At 62.1% G+C, this 19,930-nt stretch carries 13 protein-coding genes; 9 read left to right on the top strand and 4 right to left on the bottom strand.

The annotated features are described in order from the left end of the window. Positions 1-47 precede the first annotated feature (47 nt). From AB0323_RS06830 to AB0323_RS06815, 4 genes are read left to right on the top strand one after another with little or no spacing between them, the layout of a single operon-like run. On the top strand, positions 48-692 hold the full coding sequence (locus tag AB0323_RS06830; RefSeq protein WP_366176733.1) for an SAF domain-containing protein: 645 nt from the start codon (positions 48-50) through the stop codon (positions 690-692). Further along, positions 689-2,002, top strand: coding sequence for a P-loop NTPase (locus tag AB0323_RS06825; RefSeq protein ID WP_366176645.1), 1,314 nt, complete (start codon positions 689-691; stop codon positions 2,000-2,002). The genes AB0323_RS06830 and AB0323_RS06825 overlap by 4 nt, the downstream gene beginning before the upstream one ends. A 57-nt stretch (positions 2,003-2,059) precedes the next feature. Next, entirely contained in the window at positions 2,060-6,913 is a 4,854-nt protein-coding gene (locus tag AB0323_RS06820; RefSeq protein ID WP_366176644.1) for an NAD-glutamate dehydrogenase, read from the top strand. A gap of 30 nt (positions 6,914-6,943) precedes the next feature. Then, on the top strand, positions 6,944-8,413 hold the full coding sequence (locus AB0323_RS06815) for a histidine kinase N-terminal domain-containing protein (RefSeq protein WP_366176643.1): 1,470 nt from the start codon (positions 6,944-6,946) through the stop codon (positions 8,411-8,413). Positions 8,414-8,542: 129 nt separating this feature from the next. Here the strand turns inward: AB0323_RS06815 and AB0323_RS06810 are convergent, their stop codons facing one another. Next, positions 8,543-8,791, bottom strand: coding sequence for a WhiB family transcriptional regulator (locus tag AB0323_RS06810; RefSeq protein ID WP_003804966.1), 249 nt, complete (start codon positions 8,789-8,791; stop codon positions 8,543-8,545). Positions 8,792-9,136: 345 nt separating this feature from the next. On the opposite strand from AB0323_RS06810, the gene AB0323_RS06805 reads away from it, so the two are divergent. Beyond that, positions 9,137-9,517 carry a hypothetical protein gene (locus AB0323_RS06805; RefSeq protein ID WP_366176732.1) on the top strand — a complete coding sequence of 127 codons (381 nt, stop codon included), beginning with the start codon at positions 9,137-9,139 and terminating at the stop codon, positions 9,515-9,517. Between the two features lie 23 nt (positions 9,518-9,540). Here the strand turns inward: AB0323_RS06805 and AB0323_RS06800 are convergent, their stop codons facing one another. Beyond that, positions 9,541-13,680 carry an FtsK/SpoIIIE domain-containing protein gene (locus tag AB0323_RS06800; protein WP_366176642.1) on the bottom strand — a complete coding sequence of 1,380 codons (4,140 nt, stop codon included), beginning with the start codon at positions 13,678-13,680 and terminating at the stop codon, positions 9,541-9,543. Positions 13,681-13,892: 212 nt separating this feature from the next. Between AB0323_RS06800 and glf the strand changes: the two genes are divergently transcribed. The 4 genes from glf to AB0323_RS06780 are packed head-to-tail and all read left to right on the top strand — an operon-like array spanning position 13,893 to position 18,728. Next, positions 13,893-15,080 (top strand): UDP-galactopyranose mutase, encoded by a 1,188-nt coding sequence (gene glf / locus AB0323_RS06795; RefSeq protein ID WP_366176641.1) that lies wholly within the window; start codon positions 13,893-13,895, stop codon positions 15,078-15,080. Continuing rightward, positions 15,077-17,104: a glycosyltransferase gene (locus AB0323_RS06790; RefSeq protein WP_366176640.1), complete on the top strand. Its 2,028-nt coding sequence runs from the start codon at positions 15,077-15,079 to the stop codon at positions 17,102-17,104. The genes glf and AB0323_RS06790 overlap by 4 nt, the downstream gene beginning before the upstream one ends. Beyond that, complete coding sequence (locus AB0323_RS06785; RefSeq protein ID WP_366176639.1) at positions 17,101-17,994, top strand: ABC transporter permease; 894 nt, start codon at positions 17,101-17,103, stop codon at positions 17,992-17,994. Before AB0323_RS06790 ends, AB0323_RS06785 begins: the two co-directional genes overlap by 4 nt. Before the next feature lie 2 nt (positions 17,995-17,996). Continuing rightward, on the top strand, positions 17,997-18,728 hold the full coding sequence (locus tag AB0323_RS06780) for an ABC transporter ATP-binding protein (RefSeq protein ID WP_366176638.1): 732 nt from the start codon (positions 17,997-17,999) through the stop codon (positions 18,726-18,728). Between the two features lie 147 nt (positions 18,729-18,875). On the opposite strand, the gene AB0323_RS06775 is transcribed toward AB0323_RS06780, so the two are convergent. Further along, entirely contained in the window at positions 18,876-19,019 is a 144-nt protein-coding gene (locus AB0323_RS06775; protein WP_366176637.1) for an IS3 family transposase, read from the bottom strand. A gap of 271 nt (positions 19,020-19,290) precedes the next feature. Next, positions 19,291-19,572, bottom strand: a complete 282-nt coding sequence (locus AB0323_RS06770; RefSeq protein WP_366176636.1) for an IS3 family transposase — start codon at positions 19,570-19,572, stop codon at positions 19,291-19,293. Between the last annotated feature and the right edge of the window lie 358 nt (positions 19,573-19,930).

The raw sequence follows: 19,930 nt of genomic DNA, 5'->3' as shown, positions 1-19,930 counted from the left end.
GGCCACTGAAGGTCGACGCCGACAACCAATGCAAACGGGGGAGCATGATGGGCGTAACTACCGCGGCCGCTGCGGCGCGGCTCAGGAAACCCTCATGGAGGGATCCGCGACTTTTGGTGGGGATTCTTCTGGTCCTGGCATCGCTGGCCGGAGTCATCGCCATCGTCGGCACCGCGGACCGCACCATTCAGGTGTATGCCGCGCGCGAGTCGATTGCCGTGGGCCAGAAAATCAGCAAGGACGATCTTGCGATCGTCAAAGTCAGGCTCGACGACGTTGAGTCCAGTTATGTGACTCTGGCTGACGGTCTGCCCGAAGGCAGAGTTGCCGTTCAGAGAATTGCCAAGAACCAGCTCGTCCCGCAGGAGAGCCTCGGGGCCGCAGACACCCTGGACCGCAAGCCGGTGGCCATCACGATCCAGGAATCACTGCCTTCCCAGGCTGTGGCGGGATCCCGCGTTGACGTCTGGGTAGCCCTCCCCGACGCGCGAAACGGCTTCGGCACGCCGCAGCTGCTATTGCCTGGTGCGGAGATCGCCCAGGTCACGGAGGGGGCCTCCACCCTCGGAACCTCCAGGGAGAAAGTGGTTCTCGTCCTTGTGACCGATGAGCAGATGCCTAAACTTCTTGGAGCGCAGGCGAACAAAGCAAAGATTGCCGTGGTTTGGAATCCGGGCGGTGCCGGGAAGTGAGTATCCCCGTCGTCACAGTCGGGCAGTCCCGGGAAGATCTGGTCGGGGGACTCGAGCGGCTCCACGGGCCGGTGACGGTGGTGCGTCGGTGCGGCGAACTCGCGGAACTTCTGGCCGCTTGCCAAAGCGGTCTCGCGCGCGCAGCGGTCATCGCCGAGGGGGCCGAGGAATTGACCGCCTCGCTGGTCGACCGGCTGGCGGCTGTCGGCGTCTCCATCATTGCCCTGAGCGATGACTCGGAGGAGGAGGCCCGCCTGCGCACCATCGGCGTCGTGACAGCGCCCCTGGACGTAGATTCGGCAACGCTGGCTTCCAGGATCTCCGATGCCGTGGGCCAGCTGCCCGGACCAGGTAAGCGACGCGCGGAGCCGCCGGTTTCCGGGCTCGCGGACACCGCCGCAGAACTCCGGCCCGCCGATGCGCAGGACGAACCGGAGCGCGTGCCGGCAGGAGCCGGCCGGATCATCGCCGTCTGGGGGCCCGCCGGGGCGCCCGGCAGGACTCTTGTGGCTGTCAACATTGCCGCAGAGCTGGCGGCTGAAGGCAATTCAGTGATCCTTCTTGATGCAGACAGCTACGGGGCCAGTGTCGCGGCGTCGCTGGGCTTGCTGGACGAGTCCGCCGGCCTGGCGCAGTCTTGTCGACTGGCGGATCAAGGGCTGTTGGATGCCGAATCCCTCAGGCGGATTGCCGCCCCGGTCTTCGCCAAAGCCTCCAGTTTCCGGGTACTTACCGGCATTACCCGCGCGGACCGGTGGACGGAGCTCCGGGCCGCCGCGCTCTCCTCAGTACTTGAACTCTCCAAGGAGATCGCGGACGTCGTCGTGGTCGATGCAGGATTTTGCCTCGAAGCGGACGAGGAACTCAGCTTCGACACCATGGCCCCTCGTCGCAATGCAGCAACGCTGCGAAGTATCGAACTGGCGGACACCGTTTACGCCGTCGGCGCGGCCGATGCCGTCGGGGTTCCGCGGCTCGTGCGTGGCCTCGCGGAACTTGAACGGGCAGTCCCGCATGCAGCTCCCCGGGTGGTCTTGAACAAGGTCCGGGCAGCATCAGCCGGCCGCTCACCCGAACGTGAACTCCGCGAAGCATGGGAGCGGTACGGCCCCGGTCATGGCATCGAGGTATTCCTTCCGTCCGATCCTGACGCTTGCGACGCAGCCTTGTTGTCCGGTGCCGTGCTCTTCGAAGCTGCGCCCGAATCTCCTTTGCGGCTCGCGATCGCCAAAATGGTCTGTGCACCTGTCCAGCAGAATGGAAAATCCTCTGTCATTTATTCCAGAGCAAGGCGTCGTGTAAAGCGTTAGGCTCGCCATGTGGGCTGCAAGGACGCAGCAATTGAGATGTGATGGAGGCGTTTGTCGATGTCGTCAGGATCCAGCGTGGAGGATCGTTCGAAACCTGCAGTAATCCGGGAAGGGTTCTTCGGGGACTACTACGAGCATCTCGCAGAGGAGGACGCCCGCGGATACGCTGTCGAGCAATTGACCTCCAGGGCAGCTGCACACCGGGAAACCGGGCAGACCCGCAAGCCGGGCACTGCCAACGTCAGGATTGCCAACGAGGGTGATCGCAGCATTCTGTACATCGTCACGGACGACATGCCGTTCCTGGTGGACTCGGTGAACGCCGAACTCGTTCGCCAGAACTGCGCTATCCGTCTTGTCATGCACCCGCTCTTCGTGGTCTCGCGTGATCACCTCACTGGCGATCTGTCCGACATCGCCCGGGTGCCGTCGAACATCGGCATCTCAAGCGGTGACACCGCGGCGATGCCGAACATCGCCCATCTGATCTCGCACGGTGACAACGTCTCCCATATGGAGTCGTGGATCGCCGTCGAGGTCGACAGAGTGGCCGACGACTTCCAGAAGGAACTCGTCGACGGAATCCATCGCGTCCTGAACGATGTACGCGCCGCCGTCGAAGACTGGCCCAAAATGCGCACCAAGGCGCTTGAGCTCGCATCGTCCCTGGACAAGGTGGCGCACCCGGAAGACATCGCGGAGCTCAGGCAAGCTCAGGACCTCCTGCGTTGGTTGGACAACGGCAACTTCACGTTCCTGGGTTACAGGGAATACGACCTCATCACCGAGAACGGTGAAGACGTCCTTGAGTTGCGCGAAGGAAGCGGCTTGGGACTCTTGAGGGCCGGGGACCACCCGCACCAAATCCAGCACCTTACCGACGCCGGACGCCGGAAGGCGCGCGAGAAGCGGGCCTTGGTCATCACCAAAGCCAACTCGCGGTCCACTGTGCACCGCCCCGCGTACCTGGACTACATCGGTGTCAAGAGCTTCGATGTCGCGGGCAACGTCAACGGTGAGCGCCGCTTCATCGGCCTCTTCGCCACGAGCGCGTATACCGGTTCCGTAAGGAACATCCCCATCGTTCGGGAAAAGGTCGACGCCGTGCTCCGCTCGGCCGGTTTCCCGCCGGACTCCCACTCCGGCAAGGACCTCGTCGGTATTCTCGAGACCTACCCTCGTGATGAACTCTTCCAGATCGAGACCGAGGACCTGGCAGCAACGGCTTTGGGTATCCAGCGTCTGCAGGAACGGCGCCGCACGAAGCTTTTCCTGCGCCCGGATATTTACGGACGGTTCATGTCGGCACTGGTCTACCTGCCCCGTGACCGCTACACCACCAATGTCCGGCAACGAATCGAGCAGGAACTCCGCGAAACTTTCGAAGCCGAAAGCATTGACTACGAGGCCCGGATCACGGAGTCCGCACTCTCAAGGGTGTTCTTCCGTATCCGCCTGCCACGGGATGCTGAGCTTCGCGACGTCGACGCCGGTGAACTCGAAAAGCGGCTTGTCCGGGCTTCGAGGTCATGGGCCGAAGGAATTGCGGAGGTGCTCCGTGAGAACACCAGCGGCTTGGACGCCGAACGGCTGTCCGCGCTATGGGCGGATGCGTTCCCTGCCGGCTACCGTGTCGACTACGAAGTCGAGGACGCCCTCGAGGACATTGAGCGTTTCGAGAAGTACGCCGCCACAACCGATCGCGACGGCGGTGCTGTCCAGGCGGCCCCCGGAGTGCACGTCTACTTGCCCAACGGCGCCGGCGAACTCCTCGAAGAGGATGCCCGCGTCAAGCTCTACCTCTTGGAACCCAAGAGCCTGAGCCAGATCCTGCCCTACTTCCACAATCTCGGCCTCGAAGTTCTCGATGAGCGGCCTTTCGAAATCGAGACGGCCGACCACCGGGACTTCTTCCTTTACGATCTTGGCCTGAAATACCCTTCCGGCGTCGATCCCGTGGCTACCGGCCAGCTGCTGGCGGACTCCTTCAGCGCCGCCGTGACCGGTGCTGTGGAATCCGACAGTTTCGACCGGCTCGTGCTCCGGGAAGGCATCCACTGGCGGCAGGTTGTCATGCTCCGCGCCTATGCGAAGTACATGCGCCAAATGGGAAACACCAACTCCTTCGAGTTCATCGCGGACACCCTTCTCGCCAACCCGGAGGTGGCACGCGGCCTGATTGACCTCTTCGGGGCCCGCTTCGATCCTGCTTCACCTGACGCCGTGCGTCCGGGCCGCCAGGAGGGCGCCCGCGCCACACTGGCCGAAGCGATTGACCAGGTGGCCACGCTCGACGCCGACCGCGTCCTTCGGACTTTCGTCAACCTCATTGAATCGACGCTGCGCACGAACTACTTCCAAGGCAAGCCGTACGTCAGTTTCAAGCTCGATCCGACCACGATCGACGGTCTGCCGTTCCCGCGGCCGAAGTACGAGATCTGGGTGTACTCGCCACGCGTTGAAGGCGTCCACTTGCGCTTCGGCAAAGTGGCCCGGGGCGGCTTGCGGTGGTCGGACCGCCGTGAAGACTTCCGGACCGAGATCCTCGGGCTGGTCAAGGCGCAGACGGTGAAGAACGCTGTGATTGTGCCGACCGGTGCCAAGGGCGGATTCTTCGCGAAGCAACTTCCGGATCCGGCTGTCGACCGTGCTGCCTGGATGGCGGAAGGCATCGAAAGCTACAAGACCTTCATCCGCGGCCTGCTCGATCTCACCGACAACCTCGTGACCACAGCCGACGGCGAGAAGATTGTGCCGCCGTCGGACGTTGTCCGTCAGGACGACGACGATTCCTACCTGGTAGTGGCTGCGGACAAGGGCACGGCAACCTTCTCGGACACTGCGAACGGCCTGGCCGCCGAGTATGGATTCTGGCTGGGTGACGCTTTCGCTTCGGGCGGCTCCGTTGGATACGACCACAAGGCCATGGCCATTACGGCCCGCGGCGCATGGGAGTCGGTCAAGCGCCACTTCAGCGAGCTGGACCTTGACACCCAGACCGAGGAATTCACGGTGGTCGGCGTCGGCGACATGTCCGGCGACGTGTTCGGCAACGGAATGCTCCTCTCCAGGCACATCCGCCTGCTTGCCGCCTTCGACCACCGCCACATCTTCCTGGACCCGACGCCGGATGCGGCTTCGTCCTTCGACGAGCGGAAGCGTCTCTTCGACCTTCCCCGCTCCTCCTGGGATGACTACGACCGCTCGCTCATCAGCGCAGGCGGCGGCGTCTTCCCGCGCCAGGCCAAGGTCATTCCGATCTCGCCTGAGGTCCGCAGGGCCCTCGGGCTGCCTGACGGAACGGTTCAGCTGAGTCCTCCGGAACTTCTGCGTGCAATACTCCTGGCCCCGGCCGATCTCCTCTACAACGGCGGGATCGGAACGTACGTCAAGGCCAGCACCGAGTCCAACGCCGAGGTGGGGGACAAGGCAAACGACGTCATCCGCGTGAACGGGCGCGAGCTCCGCGTCAAGGTTGTCGGCGAAGGCGGCAACCTCGGAATGACGCAGCGCGGACGCATCGAGGCTGCACTGCAAGGTGTCATTCTCAACACCGATGCGATTGACAACTCCGCCGGCGTGGATTGTTCCGACCATGAGGTCAACATCAAGATCTTCGTGGACCGGATGGTTGCCGCTGGGAAACTGGATGCTTCCGAACGCACAGCCTTCCTCGCCGACATGACCGACGAGGTCGGGCGCCTTGTGCTCGAAGACAACATCGATCAGAACATCCTGTTGCTCAACGACCGCACACGCGTCGCCGAATGGAGCCCGAGCTACGAGCGCCTGATGGACTGGCTCGAGAAGTCTGCCGACCTCAACCGGGACCTCGAAGCGCTGCCGACCACCGATGCCCTTCGCGAGCGGCTGGAACAAGGCCAGGGCCTGACGTCCCCGGAGCTGTCCGTCCTCTCCGCCTACGCCAAGATCGAATTGAGCTCGGCCCTGCGGGACAGTGATCTGGCGGATGATCCCTGGTTCCGCAAGACGATTCGCTCCTACTTCCCGAAGCAGCTCCGCGAACGGTTCGACGCCGAACTGGACACCCATCCCTTGCGCCGCGAGATCATCGCAACCGTGGTGGCCAACGACATGATCAACCTGGGTGGCATCACCTTCGCCTTCCGCACGATGGAGGAGACCTCGGCTACCGAGGTCGCCGTCGCGAAGGCGTTCGTAGCCCTCCGCGAGATCTACGAACTCGACTCGATGGTGCGGGAGCTCAATGCCCTGCCGGCTTCGTTCCCCACGGAACACTGGAGCACGGTCCACCTCGACATCCGGAGGCTTCTGGACCGGGCTGTCCGCTGGTTGCTCAGCCAGGGTAACGCCTCGAAGCCGATTTCGGAGATCGTCGCGGAATTCAAGCCGATGATGGATCCGATGCGGGCCAGGGTGCTCGACTACTTGCGCGGCAGCGACAAAGAGCGGGTCACCGGTTGGCTCGAAAAGGCGCGCTCCTGGGGCCTTCCCGACACTCTCGCCCATCGCTGGGCCGAGCTGTTCGAGAGTTTCGTTCTCCTGGACATCGCCAAGATCACGAAAAGCCGCGGGGCCCGCGTGGAAGAGGTCAGCCATGTCTATTACACGGTGTTCGACCGCTTCCACGTCGATTCATTGCTGGAGCGCATTACGGCACTCCCGCGCGATGACCGCTGGCAGGCGCTTGCCCGCGCAGCCCTGCGCGACGACCTCTACTCGACCGTCGCGGACATGACGACATCGGTGCTCGAATCGAGCGACGCCGGCCTCGACGCCGAGGCTCGTTTGCGGGTTTGGGAGGACCTCAACGCTGAGCAGTTGGGGCGAGCGAAGAGCATGTTTGACGAGGTCAACGCGCTGGAGGCCGACGACATGGCTTCTCTGTCGGTAGCATTGAGGCTCTTGAGGTCAATCGTTCGACGCTAGGGACAAGCCCCGGCGTTATATGGAGGTGCAGTGGCAATCTTTACAGACCCCATCAGGGAGCACGCTGATTTCGGGCCTGGAGATGCCGAATGGCTGCACCTCCTGGTCGGCGACTGGCAGATGGTCGCCGACCTGGCGTTCGCGGACTTGGCCCTGTGGTTTCCGCACCCTGAATTCGGTTACATCGCGCTTGCACACGTCCGGCCGTCGACGAGCCACACGGTGTTCCATGCGGACTTCGTCGGAGAAGGCATCCGCTCGGATCTGCGACCGATAGTCGACAAGGCGTGGTCCAGCCGTTCCATCGAACGCTCCAGTGAAACGAGCTGGAGCAGCGAGATGGCCCTGCGGGTTGAGGCAGTGCCGATGGTCAGGAACGGACGGACCCTTGCTGTCGTCACGTCCCATATGGACCTTTCGAGTTCCCGGATGCCTTCACGCCTGGAGCTCACGTACAGGCAATGCGCCTACGATCTGCTCCGGATGGGAACGCTGGGCCTCTGGCCGGACTTCGCGTCACCGACCGGTTCCCGCCGTGGCGCTCCCCGCGTGGGTGACGGCCTCATCAGGCTCGACGCCGACGGCATTGTCCAGTACGCGAGTCCGAACGGCGTCTCCGCATTCCGCCGTCTTGGCGAGGTGGAAACCTTGGAAGGACGGTCCCTCGCGGAAGTAACCGCAGGACTCCTCAAGGACCGGCGGATGGTGGACGAGACGTTGCCGCTGGTCGTTACCGGTCGGATGCCGTGGCGGAGCGAAATCGAATCCCGCGGTGTCAGTTTGTCGTTGCGCGCGATTCCGTTGCGGGACGAAAAGCACCGCTTCGGTGCCTTGGTGCTGTGCCGCGACGTGTCCGAACTGCGACGCCGCGAACTCGAACTGGTGACCAAGGACGCGACGATTCGCGAGATCCACCACCGCGTCAAAAACAACCTGCAGACGGTGGCGGCCTTGCTTCGCATGCAGTCGCGACGGATGGTCAGCGATGAGGCGAAGCAGGGCCTGGAACAGGCAATGCGGCGGGTGGCGACCATTGCGTTGGTTCACGAGACCCTTTCGCAGGGGCTCACGCAGAGCGTTGATTTCGATGAACTCATCGGACGTCAGTTCCGGCTCTCGGCAGAGGTAGCATCCCCTTCGCAGCACGTCCGGACGGAGCGCGCCGGCCTGTTCGGCGAATTGCCGAGCGACTTCGCCACGCCCCTTGCGCTGGTCATCAATGAGCTCGTGACAAATGCCGTGGAACACGGCCTTGAAGGGCGGGCCGGAACGGTATGGCTGATGGCCGATCGTTCCACGGGGGAGCGCGGCGATGAAATCCTGACCGTGACCATCGCCGATGATGGCGTCGGGCTGCCCGAGGGCTCGTACACGGAGGGCCTGGGCCTTCAGATTGTGCGGACACTTGTCACGAGCGAATTGGGTGGCAGCATCCAGTGGAGGCCGCGCGACGGCGGTGGGACCGCCGTCGAGATCGTCCTGAACCTGGTGCGAAACTGACGGCTGCCGCCGACGGCGCGCCCCGAGGGTAACCGCTCGGACATACGAAGATGGCCCGGACCTTTCGGTCCGGGCCATCTTCGTATGCTCTCTTTGCTTCAGGCGCCGTGCTTTTGTGCCCCCGGACGCTTAGGAAGCGCGGCGGGCGCGGGCGGCACGGCGCTTGAGGGCGCGTCGCTCGTCTTCGCTCATGCCGCCCCAGACGCCAGCGTCCTGACCCGATTCAAGGGCCCACTGAAGGCACGTGTCCACGACGGGACAGCGACGGCAGACACTCTTCGCTTCCTCGATCTGGAGAAGCGCAGGGCCCGTATTGCCTACTGGGAAGAAAAGCTCCGGGTCCTTGTCAAGGCAGGCTGCGCGGTTACGCCAATCCATGCTGATCAGTCACTCCATTCGTGAGTACTAGTTAAGCCTTTTGTGAAAATATTCACGAGAGGCTTCATAGGAAAGGGGACCCATTGGGCCCCCTTGGTCGTCTGAGTCAAGCGTGTCATGTTAACGCCATGTAAACAAGGGGTTCAAGCGTTTGAAACCGTGAGCGATGCATCACACCGGCTACCGGTCTACTCACAGGTATTCGACTATGTCGGGTAGTGTGCCAGTGTGTCAAGACCCCCTCTGAACCCTAACCATGACCTAGCAGCGCCCGGCGACGACGGCCAGGGGACCGGCAGCGACGACTTAGGCCGGGCCCCCGGTGGAGGACCGCGTCCTGCAGGAATCGTTGTTATTTCGATTGTGGTTGTGCTCGAAGCCCTCGCACTATTGGCCGCCGGGGTCCTGTATATATACGAACTCGTGACCGGGGCTCCGGTTGCCTCGTTCTGGGGAGCCGTATTTACGCTGGGCCTTCTACTGGCCTTTTCTGCCTTGTTGTTCGCCGTGGGGCACTTCCTGTTCCGTGGCTACCGTTGGACCCGGGCACCTGCGTTGGTTGCCCAGCTGTTCGCCCTGACGATCGGGTTTCCCACCATGACCGGAGGGCTGGTTCTTGCCGGTCTTGCCATGGTGGTGCCGGCCTTGGCCGGGATTGTCTTTTTGTTCGACAAACGGGTCATTGCGTTTGCCTCCCGAGCCGGCGGATCCCGCGCCGCCCTCTGACCTTTTTACTTGGACAGGGCTTGCTACTCCGGAGCGGCGATCTGGACGGAGCGTGTTCGCCCATTCTCGATGAGGACGGCACGACCCGGCGGTGGCGCCGGTTGGGCGCCTACGCGCACCCCGAAGAATTCTCCGGCCGCAGGCGGCCCGTTCCCGAGGAGAATCCCGCTTCCGTGGTTTCGGGCCAGGGAAGCAAGGGGCGTCCGCTGGAGAAGGGCGGAGCTCCCCGCAGTTGCCACCACCGAGAAACCCATACCGGGAAGTTCGGCCAGCAGGAGGGCGGTTTCGCTGCTGAGGCGTTCGGCGTCGTCCACGAGGGCGATGACTTCTGCTCCCACGATCCTGCGGCTTGCGTCCCGGTGGAATTCGGCCCAAAAGGCATCAGGATCGGCCCCTTCCGGCAGCGTCCACCAATGATGGCCTGGATTGAGGATGGACAATGCGGAGAGCAACGACGATTTGCCGGAACCGGGGGTGCCGAGCGCGAGGAGGACGGCTGAGCGCGGCAGCGTGATCCAAACAGGTTCTTGTTCGTCCCCTCCAACCCCCAGGAGCACCGCCCCCTGCACACGAGCGCGGGAAACGGCAGCTGTTCCGGTTCGGCCGTGCGCTGCGAGGTCCGAAGCCCGGATGATTTGCGGCAAGGGATCCACCCGGAACGGGCGCCGTGCAGGCTCCGGGGGCACGCAGTACGGCCAGGGCTCGTTTATCGGGGTTCCCACGAGCTGCGCGACTGCTGTGTCGGCATCAAGCAGGTTCCCGCTCACCACTGCCCGCCCCTTCAGGGGCTTCATTGCCGGGAACCGGGGCCACGCCAACCGCCCTTCTTCTGTGGTGCCGGTGGGAAAGTACGCGCGGTTGGGGATCGAAGCAAACATGCGCGAGGCGGTCAGTTCGCGGTCACCGGTGACAAGAACTGCCAGTCCTGCCTTCGGCCCATCGCGGACGATCGCGTGGACAACGTCTTCGGCCCAGGCCAGCGGCCCGGAGCGCAACTCGGAGACCCACGAACCCCAGCTTGAAATGACCAGCAGAAGAGGGACGTGGCCGGCGACGGGTCCTGGGGATTGCCGCGCCGACATCTCAGCGGCGAGCCTCTCCAGGATGCGGACTCCCCTTCTGATGTCGTTGAGGGAGGCAACGGCCCCGACGCGTCCCTCGGCTGCCACGTCGGTGAACGAACCGTCACCGTCAAGGACATAGAGGTGGACTTCAAGGGCATTTCCAACAAGCTGCGCCGCTGCTGCCCGACAGGTATCGTCAACTCCGCTTCCAGGAGGGCCAACGAGTCCAAGATTCCCATGGACGAGCGGAGCCCAGCACATACCGGCAACCCGTTGTTGTGCGGGCAAATCCGCCAAGCCAAGGCAGGCTTTCGGGCCAGCCGGCGATCCGCTTGCCGCGTGCTTGCCCGCGATCGCTGCCGTGCCGAGGGATTCGTGAAACGAGATGGACTCGGGAAGCGGATGAGCAACTGGCCTCCGCGGCGGTGTACCCCCGTGGATGGCCCAAACCCGGGTGATCGCTTTGATCATGGGGCGGGCGGCCTCGGCTGGCGTCGCAACCGCACCCGGAGTCCCTGCGTCTGCGGTTGCCGACCAACCGCTGAAGCGGAGTGACTCCGCCGCCGTCCGGGCAATGGCCTCTGTGCGTGACGCCGGCGTTTTCCTGCCGCCTGAGAGGGTCGCTGACTGAAAGGGCTCGGGGTCTTCCACTCCGCGGGCCATATAGGCGCGGCCGGGCAGGGACACCGGAATCGATGCCGCCGCCGGCGAGTTGATGACGTCCAGGGATTCCACCTCCGATTGGACGCGCAGAGCAATGCTGGTGGTGACGTTGGCGCGGATGTCCGCACTCAAGGCACCTTGCGGGCGTTGTGTTGCCATGATCAGGTGAATGCCCAGAGACCGGCCCAGGGTGGCGATCCGCATCAATTCGGCCAAGGCATCCGGGGCGTCTTCAATCAGCATCCTGAATTCGTCGATCACAAGTACCAGACGGGGCACCACTGGAAATCGGCTTCTTCGTCCCGGCGCGGTCCCGCCCCCGCTTCCCCGGGCTGTGGCCCAATATGCGGGCAAATCAGGGATGCCGGCCTTCGCAAGGATCGCTTCCCGCCTCCGGACCTCGGCACGGAGGGACAAGAGGGTACGTTCGAGCTCGTGTTCACTGAGGTCCGTAAGCATTCCGACGCATTGCGGGAGGCCGAGCAATGGCCCGAGGCCCGAACCTCCCTTGAAATCAACAAACAGGAAGTTGACCCTGTGCGGGCCGTGGGTCAGCGAGATCGCGGAGACTATCGTGCGCAGAAGCTCCGACTTTCCCGATCCCGTCGTTCCGGCAACCAGGAGATGCGGGCCGTCCGAAACCAGGTCCAAGGTCCGGGGACCGCCGGCGCCTTGCCCGATGACCGCGGATAGCCCTTCGCGCACTGAAGAAGCGCTCCAGCGGGCAGCGATGCTTGAGAGGTCAGGGGGAAGCAGTTCGCCAAGCTGGCAGGTAGAGGGGACAAGCGGCGCCCTTTCCATCGACAGGCCGGGCACTCTTGCCAGGGAGCGGCAGTAGCGGTCGAAGACCGGGTGCGGCACCAGGTCAGGGTCAAACTCCGTTTCCGAAATAGACGAGCGGAGGACTGCGCGTTTGTTCCAGAGCTCGACTGTGGAACCGCTTTCATCTCCTCCCGCGGTGCATTGGAATATTCTCCAGCCAGACTCGATCGCCGCCAGCCGGAGTGAGTCAACGGCCGGACCGTGGTCGGGCCCCACCAGAAACAGTGCGCCCGGTCTATCCCCGAGCCCGGAAAGAACCGCCGTGGCTGAAGAGGCGTCCGTGGTCAAGGTGACGCGGGGGAGGAACCGGGCGCTTGACGGCAAGAGGGCCATCGGTCCGTGTATAAGGACAGCGACGTTGCGTGCGCCGGGAAAGGCCGCCAACTGCATGAGCAGGAATCTGAATATTCCCTGCACCCTGGCTTCGGGTCCCGTGAGGGAAACAGCTTGGATCGAGGGATCCAGAACCACCGGAACCGGGCCCAACCGCGGTGGCTGGAAGCCCGGGTCCGCTGGATCGAGTGCAACCCGGGCATTCTGGGGACTGGTCCCGAGCCGGAGCCAGACATCGCCGCAACCCGCCGCACCTTGAGTTGTGGCCGTGCCGGGCGTTGTGCCTGCGCCTTGCTCGGTGCCGGTTCTTTGCGTTGTGCCGGTTCCTTGCATTGTGCTGGCTCCTGGCAGCCTCAACTGCATTCCCCCGTCCCTTGAAGGGAAAGCTACTGAGTCGACGGCGTAGGCGAGCTCAGCAGCGGACGGTGAACATCGCCGTCGTCGGTCCCGGTCTTGTTCGACGGCCGCCGCAATCGCGGCAGCCAGGAGGCGGCGCCCACGTCTTCCCGAAATTGCCGGGGCAAGGACCGCGATGGCCGAAATTGCGGTGAATCCGAGGAACATCCATGTGCCAGTGGCCAGAGTCATTCCAACTCCCATCAGGAACGGGAGCCCGGCCGTGAGGAAAAGTTGCGTGCGCCCGCCCGGATCGTGGCGCCGGGGAACCAGGATCGGCTCGGCGACGCCCAGGCCCGCTGCCCCCAGCGACTCGGATCCGTATTCCTCGTCGCCGAAAACCACTGACATGACAGAGCTGCCACATCGGATCCTGGAGGCGGTTGAGAGAGGGGCGGAGCGGACTTTTCGTCCATCCACCACCGTTCCGTTCGCGCTCCCGTTGTCGCTGATGGTGACCGCTGTCTCGGAGATCGTCAGGACTGCGTGATCCCGGGAGACATCAGGATCCGGGAGGCAGATATCGGCGTTGCTGCGGCCGATCCTGTAATTGCCCCGTTCCAGCGGTATGACCAGTCCGGCGGCTGGCCCGGCGTGAACCAGCAAGGACAACGCTGCGGGATTGCGCTCGCCACCACGGGTGTGGTGCGGCTCCGAATCGTGCCCGTCCACCAACACGGCTCCCGACATGAGCGGCGCCGAGCCAACCGTGAGTCCGCTGAGTGGCAGTCCATCGACCGCAAGCTTTCCAGTTCCGAACTCGGCGGCGACTGCAGCCTCGACGACGGCGCCCGGTGTGCCGTTGTCCGCGGCCATGGTCAGTTCGATCGGTTCACCTTGCTGTAACGCCCGTGGGGCCCGGACGAGGGTGCAATGGAATGTCACTGTAACCGTTCCTTCGGTTCGCGCGCCTGCTGTTCTTCCACGATATTTGTGAGGAGGACGGGGTGTTCCGGGGCAGTTGGCCTATGTGGAAAACGTTGTCCTGATTCGCGTGGGAAGGGACCGGACTGAAAACCGGGCGCACCATCTCAGGTAGGCTTGACCTGCAGCCAATGCACATCATTAGGCTGCCCGCATTCGAACCAGGAGTATTTGTGACCGCTGACCTCGTCATCGTCGGGTCGGGCTTTTTTGGCCTGACAATCGCAGAACAGGCCGCCACTGAGCTGGGCTTGAAGGTTGTTGTCATCGACCGCCGGCACCACATCGGTGGCAACGCCTACAGCGAAACGGAGGAGCAGACTGGAATCGAGGTGCATCGCTATGGTGCACACCTCTTCCACACCTCGAACGAGCGAGTGTGGGAGTATGTCAATCGGTTTACGACCTTCACCAACTACGTGCACAAGGTGTACGGCGTGCACAAAGGAGAGGTCTACTCCCTCCCCATCAACCTGGCAACAATCAACCAGTTCTTCCGCGCCAACCTGACTCCCAGCCAGGCACGAGACCTGATCAAAGAGCAAGCCGGTGAGCTCGCGGGAACCGATCCGCAGAATCTCAATGACAAGGGCATCCAGCTGATCGGCCGCCCCCTGTACGAAGCATTCATCAAGCACTACACGGGCAAGCAGTGGCAGACCGACCCCAAGGACCTCCCTGCGGGCATCATTTCGCGCCTTCCTGTCAGGTACAACTACGACAACCGTTACTTCAATGACAAGTACGAAGGCCTGCCGACCAACGGGTACACGGCATGGATCGAGAAGATGGCCGAGCATCCGAACATCGAGGTACGGCTGAACACGGACTTCTTTGATGAGTCGCATGAGTACTCAAAAAACAAGGTTGTCGGCAAGATACCCGTCGTGTACACGGGACCCGTGGACCGCTACTTCGACTTCGTCGCCGGAGATCTATCCTGGCGCACCATCGATTTCGAAGAAGAAGTCCTGGACATGGGCGACTTCCAGGGAACCTCCGTTGTCAACTACAACGACGACGACGTCCCGTTCACCAGGATTATCGAACCGCGCCATTTCCACCCGGAGCGTGACTATCAGACGGAGAAAACCGTCATCATGCGCGAATATTCCCGGTTCGCTGAAAGCGGCGATGAGCCGTACTACCCGATCAACACTCCGGATGACCGCGAAAAGCTGCTGAAGTACCGTGATCTCGCGGCCGCAGAAAAGGACGTGCTGTTCGGCGGGCGCCTCGGCACCTACAAGTACCTCGATATGCACATGGCCATCGGTTCTGCCCTGTCCATGTTTGACAACAAGATCCGTCCGCACTTCGAAAGCGGCGCAGAAATCGAAAGTGGAGGAGTGGACGCATGAGCGTTTCAACGGAACCCATGAACCACGGCGCTGTGCCCGGACTGGGCGAAGAATGGCAAACCGTCCACCGCGTTGTCTTCCCGACGGATGGCGATTCTGACACACTTCCCTTGTATTTGGACTTCAACGCGGCTCAGCGGGTCGTGTCGGAGGAATCGCAGACTTCCAAGTCGGGGGCGGGCGTCACGGCTGTCACTTCCACTGGCGCTAAGATTCGTTCGGACTTCATTGAGAACCGTCGCCAGCTGCACCTGCCGGCGTACCGACGCATTTCCTTTGGCACGTACTTCAACGCCTTCCCTGCGAGCTACTGGCGAGCTCACACCGATGTCACGAGTGTGCGGCTTACGGTTGCCGTCGATGCCCCGGCAACCGTCGTGATTCTCCGGTCCACCGCGCGCGGTACCTCGAACAGGGTCGAAAGCATCAGCGTCGACGCTGGACGGCCGGTAGATGTTGTTCTGCCGCTGGCCAACTTCGGCGATGGCGGCTGGTACTGGTTTGACCTGGTGGCTTCCTCTGAACAGGTCAAACTGCTCGGCGCCGAATGGTCCGTACGGAAGCCTGAAGGATTCGAGGCGGGCACCGCCACGGTCGCGGTAACTACCTTTAACCGCCCGGATTTCTGCGTTAAGCACCTCTCGACATTTGCCGATTCTCCTGAACTCCTGAATGTCATGGACCGGCTCCTGATTACCGATCAGGGTACCCAGAAGGTACGCGACCAGGACGGTTTTGACGAGGCTGCCGCGCGACTCGGAGATAAGTTCGCACTGATTGAGCAGGGCAACCTCGGTGGTTCGGGTGGTTTTGCTCGTGGCATGCACGAGACAGTTGAAGATGGCCGGAGCAAATACGTGCTGCTGTTGGACGATGACGTGATCATCGAAACAGAGGGCGTGTTGCGGGCCATCAACTTCGCCGACTTCACGCGGAAGCCGTCGATCGTCGGCGGTCACATGTTCAACCTGTATGAACGCTCGGTGATGCACAGCTTCGGCGAAGAAGTCAACGAGTACAAGTTCCAATGGGGCGCGGTCGAAAGCACCAAAGAAGCCCACGATTTTTCGGCGAGCAACCTTCGCACGACGCCGTGGATGCATCGCCGGATTGATGTGGACTTCAACGGCTGGTGGATGTGCTTGATTCCGACCAGTGTTCTGCGCGACATCGGACTCTCTCTTCCCGTATTCATCAAGTGGGACGACGCCGAATACGGCATTCGGGCCCGCCGCCACGGCTACCCGACAGTCACCCTCCCGGGCGCCGCTGTCTGGCACATGCCGTGGACCGAAAAGGATGACACCATCGACTGGCAGGCCTACTTCCACCAGCGAAACCGCTGGCTTGCAGCCTTGGTCTACTCGCCCTACAAAAAGGGCGGATTCCTGCCGCGCCAGAGCTTCATGGTTGATGTCAAGCACCTGTTGTCGATGCAGTACTCTGCAGTCGAGCTTCGCTTGGATGCTCTCGAGGACCTGCTCAAGGGACCTTCTCACTTGCACCAGACAATTCGGACCAAGCTCCCCGAAATTCGTGCGCGACGTGCAGACTTCGATGACGCCCGCATCACCAAGGAAGTAGCAGCCTTCCCGCAAGTGAAGCGCGTGAAGCCGCCAAAGCGCGGAAAGAAGCCTTCTTCGCCGAAGTCCATCTTCGCTGCCCTCGCGACTGCTGCCTCGGCAGGGGTTCGTCAGGTACAGAGCGTGAGGCCGGGAGCCCTGGAGCACCCCGAAGCCCTCGTCCCGGCAATGGATGCCCGTTGGTGGCGACTGTCGCAGCTGGACTCGGCGATCGTCTCGTCCGCTGACGGAACCGGCGCATCCTGGTACAAGCGCCATCCTGAGCATTTCCGCAATATGATGGCCCGCAGCATCAAGCTCCACAAGCAACTTCTCCAAGACTGGGAAAAGCTTTCCGAGGAGTATTCCCGGAGCCTGCCCGAGTTCACGTCCCAGCAGGCGTGGCGCGAGACTTTCGACGCGGTGACCACAACGACTCCGCAGGAAAAGGCCAAAGGGTGACAACTGCGAGTGACTTCAGCGAGACCGCCCCGCTCGTCCGTCCGGGCGTGGGGGGCGGACTCGCCGACGTGTTCAGACAGCGATTCCTGCTCAAACTCCTTGTTCGGAAGGAATTGCAGATCCGCTACAAGGGGTCGGTTCTTGGGCTGCTTTGGTCCTACGTAAAGCCCGGCGTTCAATTCCTGGTCTTCTACATTGCCCTGGGCGTCTTCCTGGGACTTGAGAAGAGCGCTCGAAATCCGGATGGACTGGCCAACTACGCTGTGTACTTGTTCTCCGGAATCGTTCTGATCAACTTTTTCACCGAGGCGCTCAGTAACGCGGCCCGTTCCATTGTCGGCAACGGAGGTCTCATCAAGAAGATCTACCTGCCGCGTGAGCTTTTCCCCGTCGCCTCGGTCTGGGTTTCCGCCGTACATTTCGTTCCGCAGTTGATTGTCCTGGTCGTCGCCTGCGTCTTCGCCGGGTGGCACCCGAGCCTGCTGCAGCTTGTCGCGGCTATCGCGGGTTTCGTGATCGTAGCCATGTTGGCTACCGGGTTAGGACTACTCTTTGGCTCTGCGAATGTCTATTTCAGGGACTCCGAGAACATTGTCGACATGCTGTTGATGGTTGCGACCTGGACTTCCCCCATCATGTACTCGTGGACCATGGTGCAGAGCAAACTCGGCGCTAGCTGGTACGCCGTCTACCAGGTCAATCCCATTACCATCGGCGTCGAAGCGTTTCATTACGCCTTCTGGCTTCCAACCACCGATGAAACCGCCCCCATGCCGCCGAATCTTTTACCCCTTTGGGTTCCCGTGGGAATCGTGGTTTCCCTTGCAGTTCTCGTTTTCGGCCAGTGGGTATTCCGCCGGCTTGAGGGCCGATTTGCGCAGGAGTTGTGACGATGTCTGTTGCGATCGAAGTTCAGAAGCTAAATAAGCAGTTCGTACTGAGGCATACGCGCTCTCTCAAGGAGGCAATTGTCTGGCTTGTCACCGGCCGCAAGGGCGACATCTCGAAGAAGTTCCATGCTCTTCACAATGTAGACCTTGAAATCAAGCAAGGTGAGACTGTCGCGTTGTTGGGTTTGAATGGATCCGGCAAGTCCACGCTGCTCAAGCACATTTCAGGCGTCATGTTGCCTGATAGTGGTTCAGTGCGGACGCGTGGCAGAGTCGCAGGCCTTATTGAGGTAGGGGCGGGGTTCCATCATGACTTGTCGGGCAGGGAAAACGTCTACCTGAACGGCGCGATCCTGGGGATGACGGAAGCCCAGATCGACGAACAATTCGACTCCATCGTGGAATTTTCCGAGATCGGCGAGTTCATCGATACGGAGGTCAGATTCTATTCATCTGGCATGTACCTTCGTCTGGCATTCTCAGTCGCCGTTCACACGGATCCGGAGGTATTCCTCGTGGACGAGATCCTGGCCGTTGGAGACGAGCCGTTCCAGCGCAAGTGCCTCGCCAGGATCAAGGAGCTCTCCGCGGCGGGGAAGACCCTCGTTGTGGTCAGCCACGACCTTGAACTCGTTTCCCGTATTTGCGACCGAGGCGTCGTTCTCAAGCACGGGAACGTCGTGTTTGATGGAGCCATCGATGACGCGGTAGCTCAGCTCCGCAGTCAAGTCTAAGCAGCGCGTTGCAGACCAACGAGTGAGACGCTCTTGAACTGGTCCCCGGAAGTTGGACTGGCTACGTAGGATCTTAGGCTGCGAGGGCCTGGGCACGGTATTGGGCCAAGCTCAGGGCCTCGAGTTTCGTGGGGATTCGTACAGTTTTTACCAGTGGATGTACCCGTGCAGCGCTGTTTCCAATGCGTCGGTATTGATGAACCGAACGCGGTGGAAAAGCCCATCCTTGCGGTGGCCGAAGAAGTTCTCCATTACGGCGTTGTCGTAGCAGTTGCTGCCTTTGCGTGACATCGACTTGGTTCTTGTTTCGCGCTTGAGCGTTGCTGGCGCCTTACGGGGTGATGTGTTGTGAGGTGGTCGAAGAGGTCCGTGTCCGGTGAAAGATTGAGCTTCCGGTGTCCGATGCTGAACTCTGTCACATCCGTCACCCACTTCTCGTTCGGTGTTTCGGCGTCGAATTTCGGTTCAGCAGGTTCTCCGCGACGGCGCCCTGCCCGCCCCGGTAGGAGTTGCGTTTCTTCCCGCCGCACCTGGCAGACCAGCTTCAGGGAACGCATTAGCTTCAGCACGGTCTTCTTCGCGACCGTCCCCCCTGCTTGGCCAGCTCGGGACGGATGCGCGGGTGCCCGTACCGGCACCGGTTCTTCGCGAAGATCTCCGTGACCGCGGACTTCAGTTTTCGGACGTCGTAGTCGCCATCCTTCCGGGCATCCGCGGGCTGGCGCCTCTGATTCTGGCCCCGGGGAAACGCCGCCGGTACTTCCCCAGTGTGGGAAGGTTCCCGCCAGAATTTCGAGCACGCCGCTACCTTATGACAGATCTTGTCGTCGGATTGACATATCACTCACACTGTGAGTTATCCAAGTGGTTGTTCTGCATGGTAACTTTCCCGAAAAGCTAATAAGGGTCTGCCTATGCTGAGGGACCATTCTGTTGGGGGATGTAATGGTTTCTTCGAATATACGGTGGAAGCGCCGTGCCGTTCTGCTGACGACGATTCTTGGCGTCCTTCTGGCGGTGTCCGGGGTCGTGGTGCCTGGGGCGTACGCGTCGCCCTTTGGCTCTCCGTCGCCTGCACCAGTTGCTGTGGTGAGCGGCTCGGCGACGCCGACCGCTGCGGGCGCGTTTGTTCCTGTGGCTCCTTTCCGGGCGTTGGATACACGTAACACGGTTCCGGTGGGGGCTAACGGGACGGTTTCGTT

It is taken from the genome of Arthrobacter sp. NPDC080031, from assembly GCF_040702485.1.
Taxonomy (GTDB): domain Bacteria; phylum Actinomycetota; class Actinomycetes; order Actinomycetales; family Micrococcaceae; genus Arthrobacter.
This window is presented reverse-complemented; position numbering and strand designations above follow the sequence as displayed.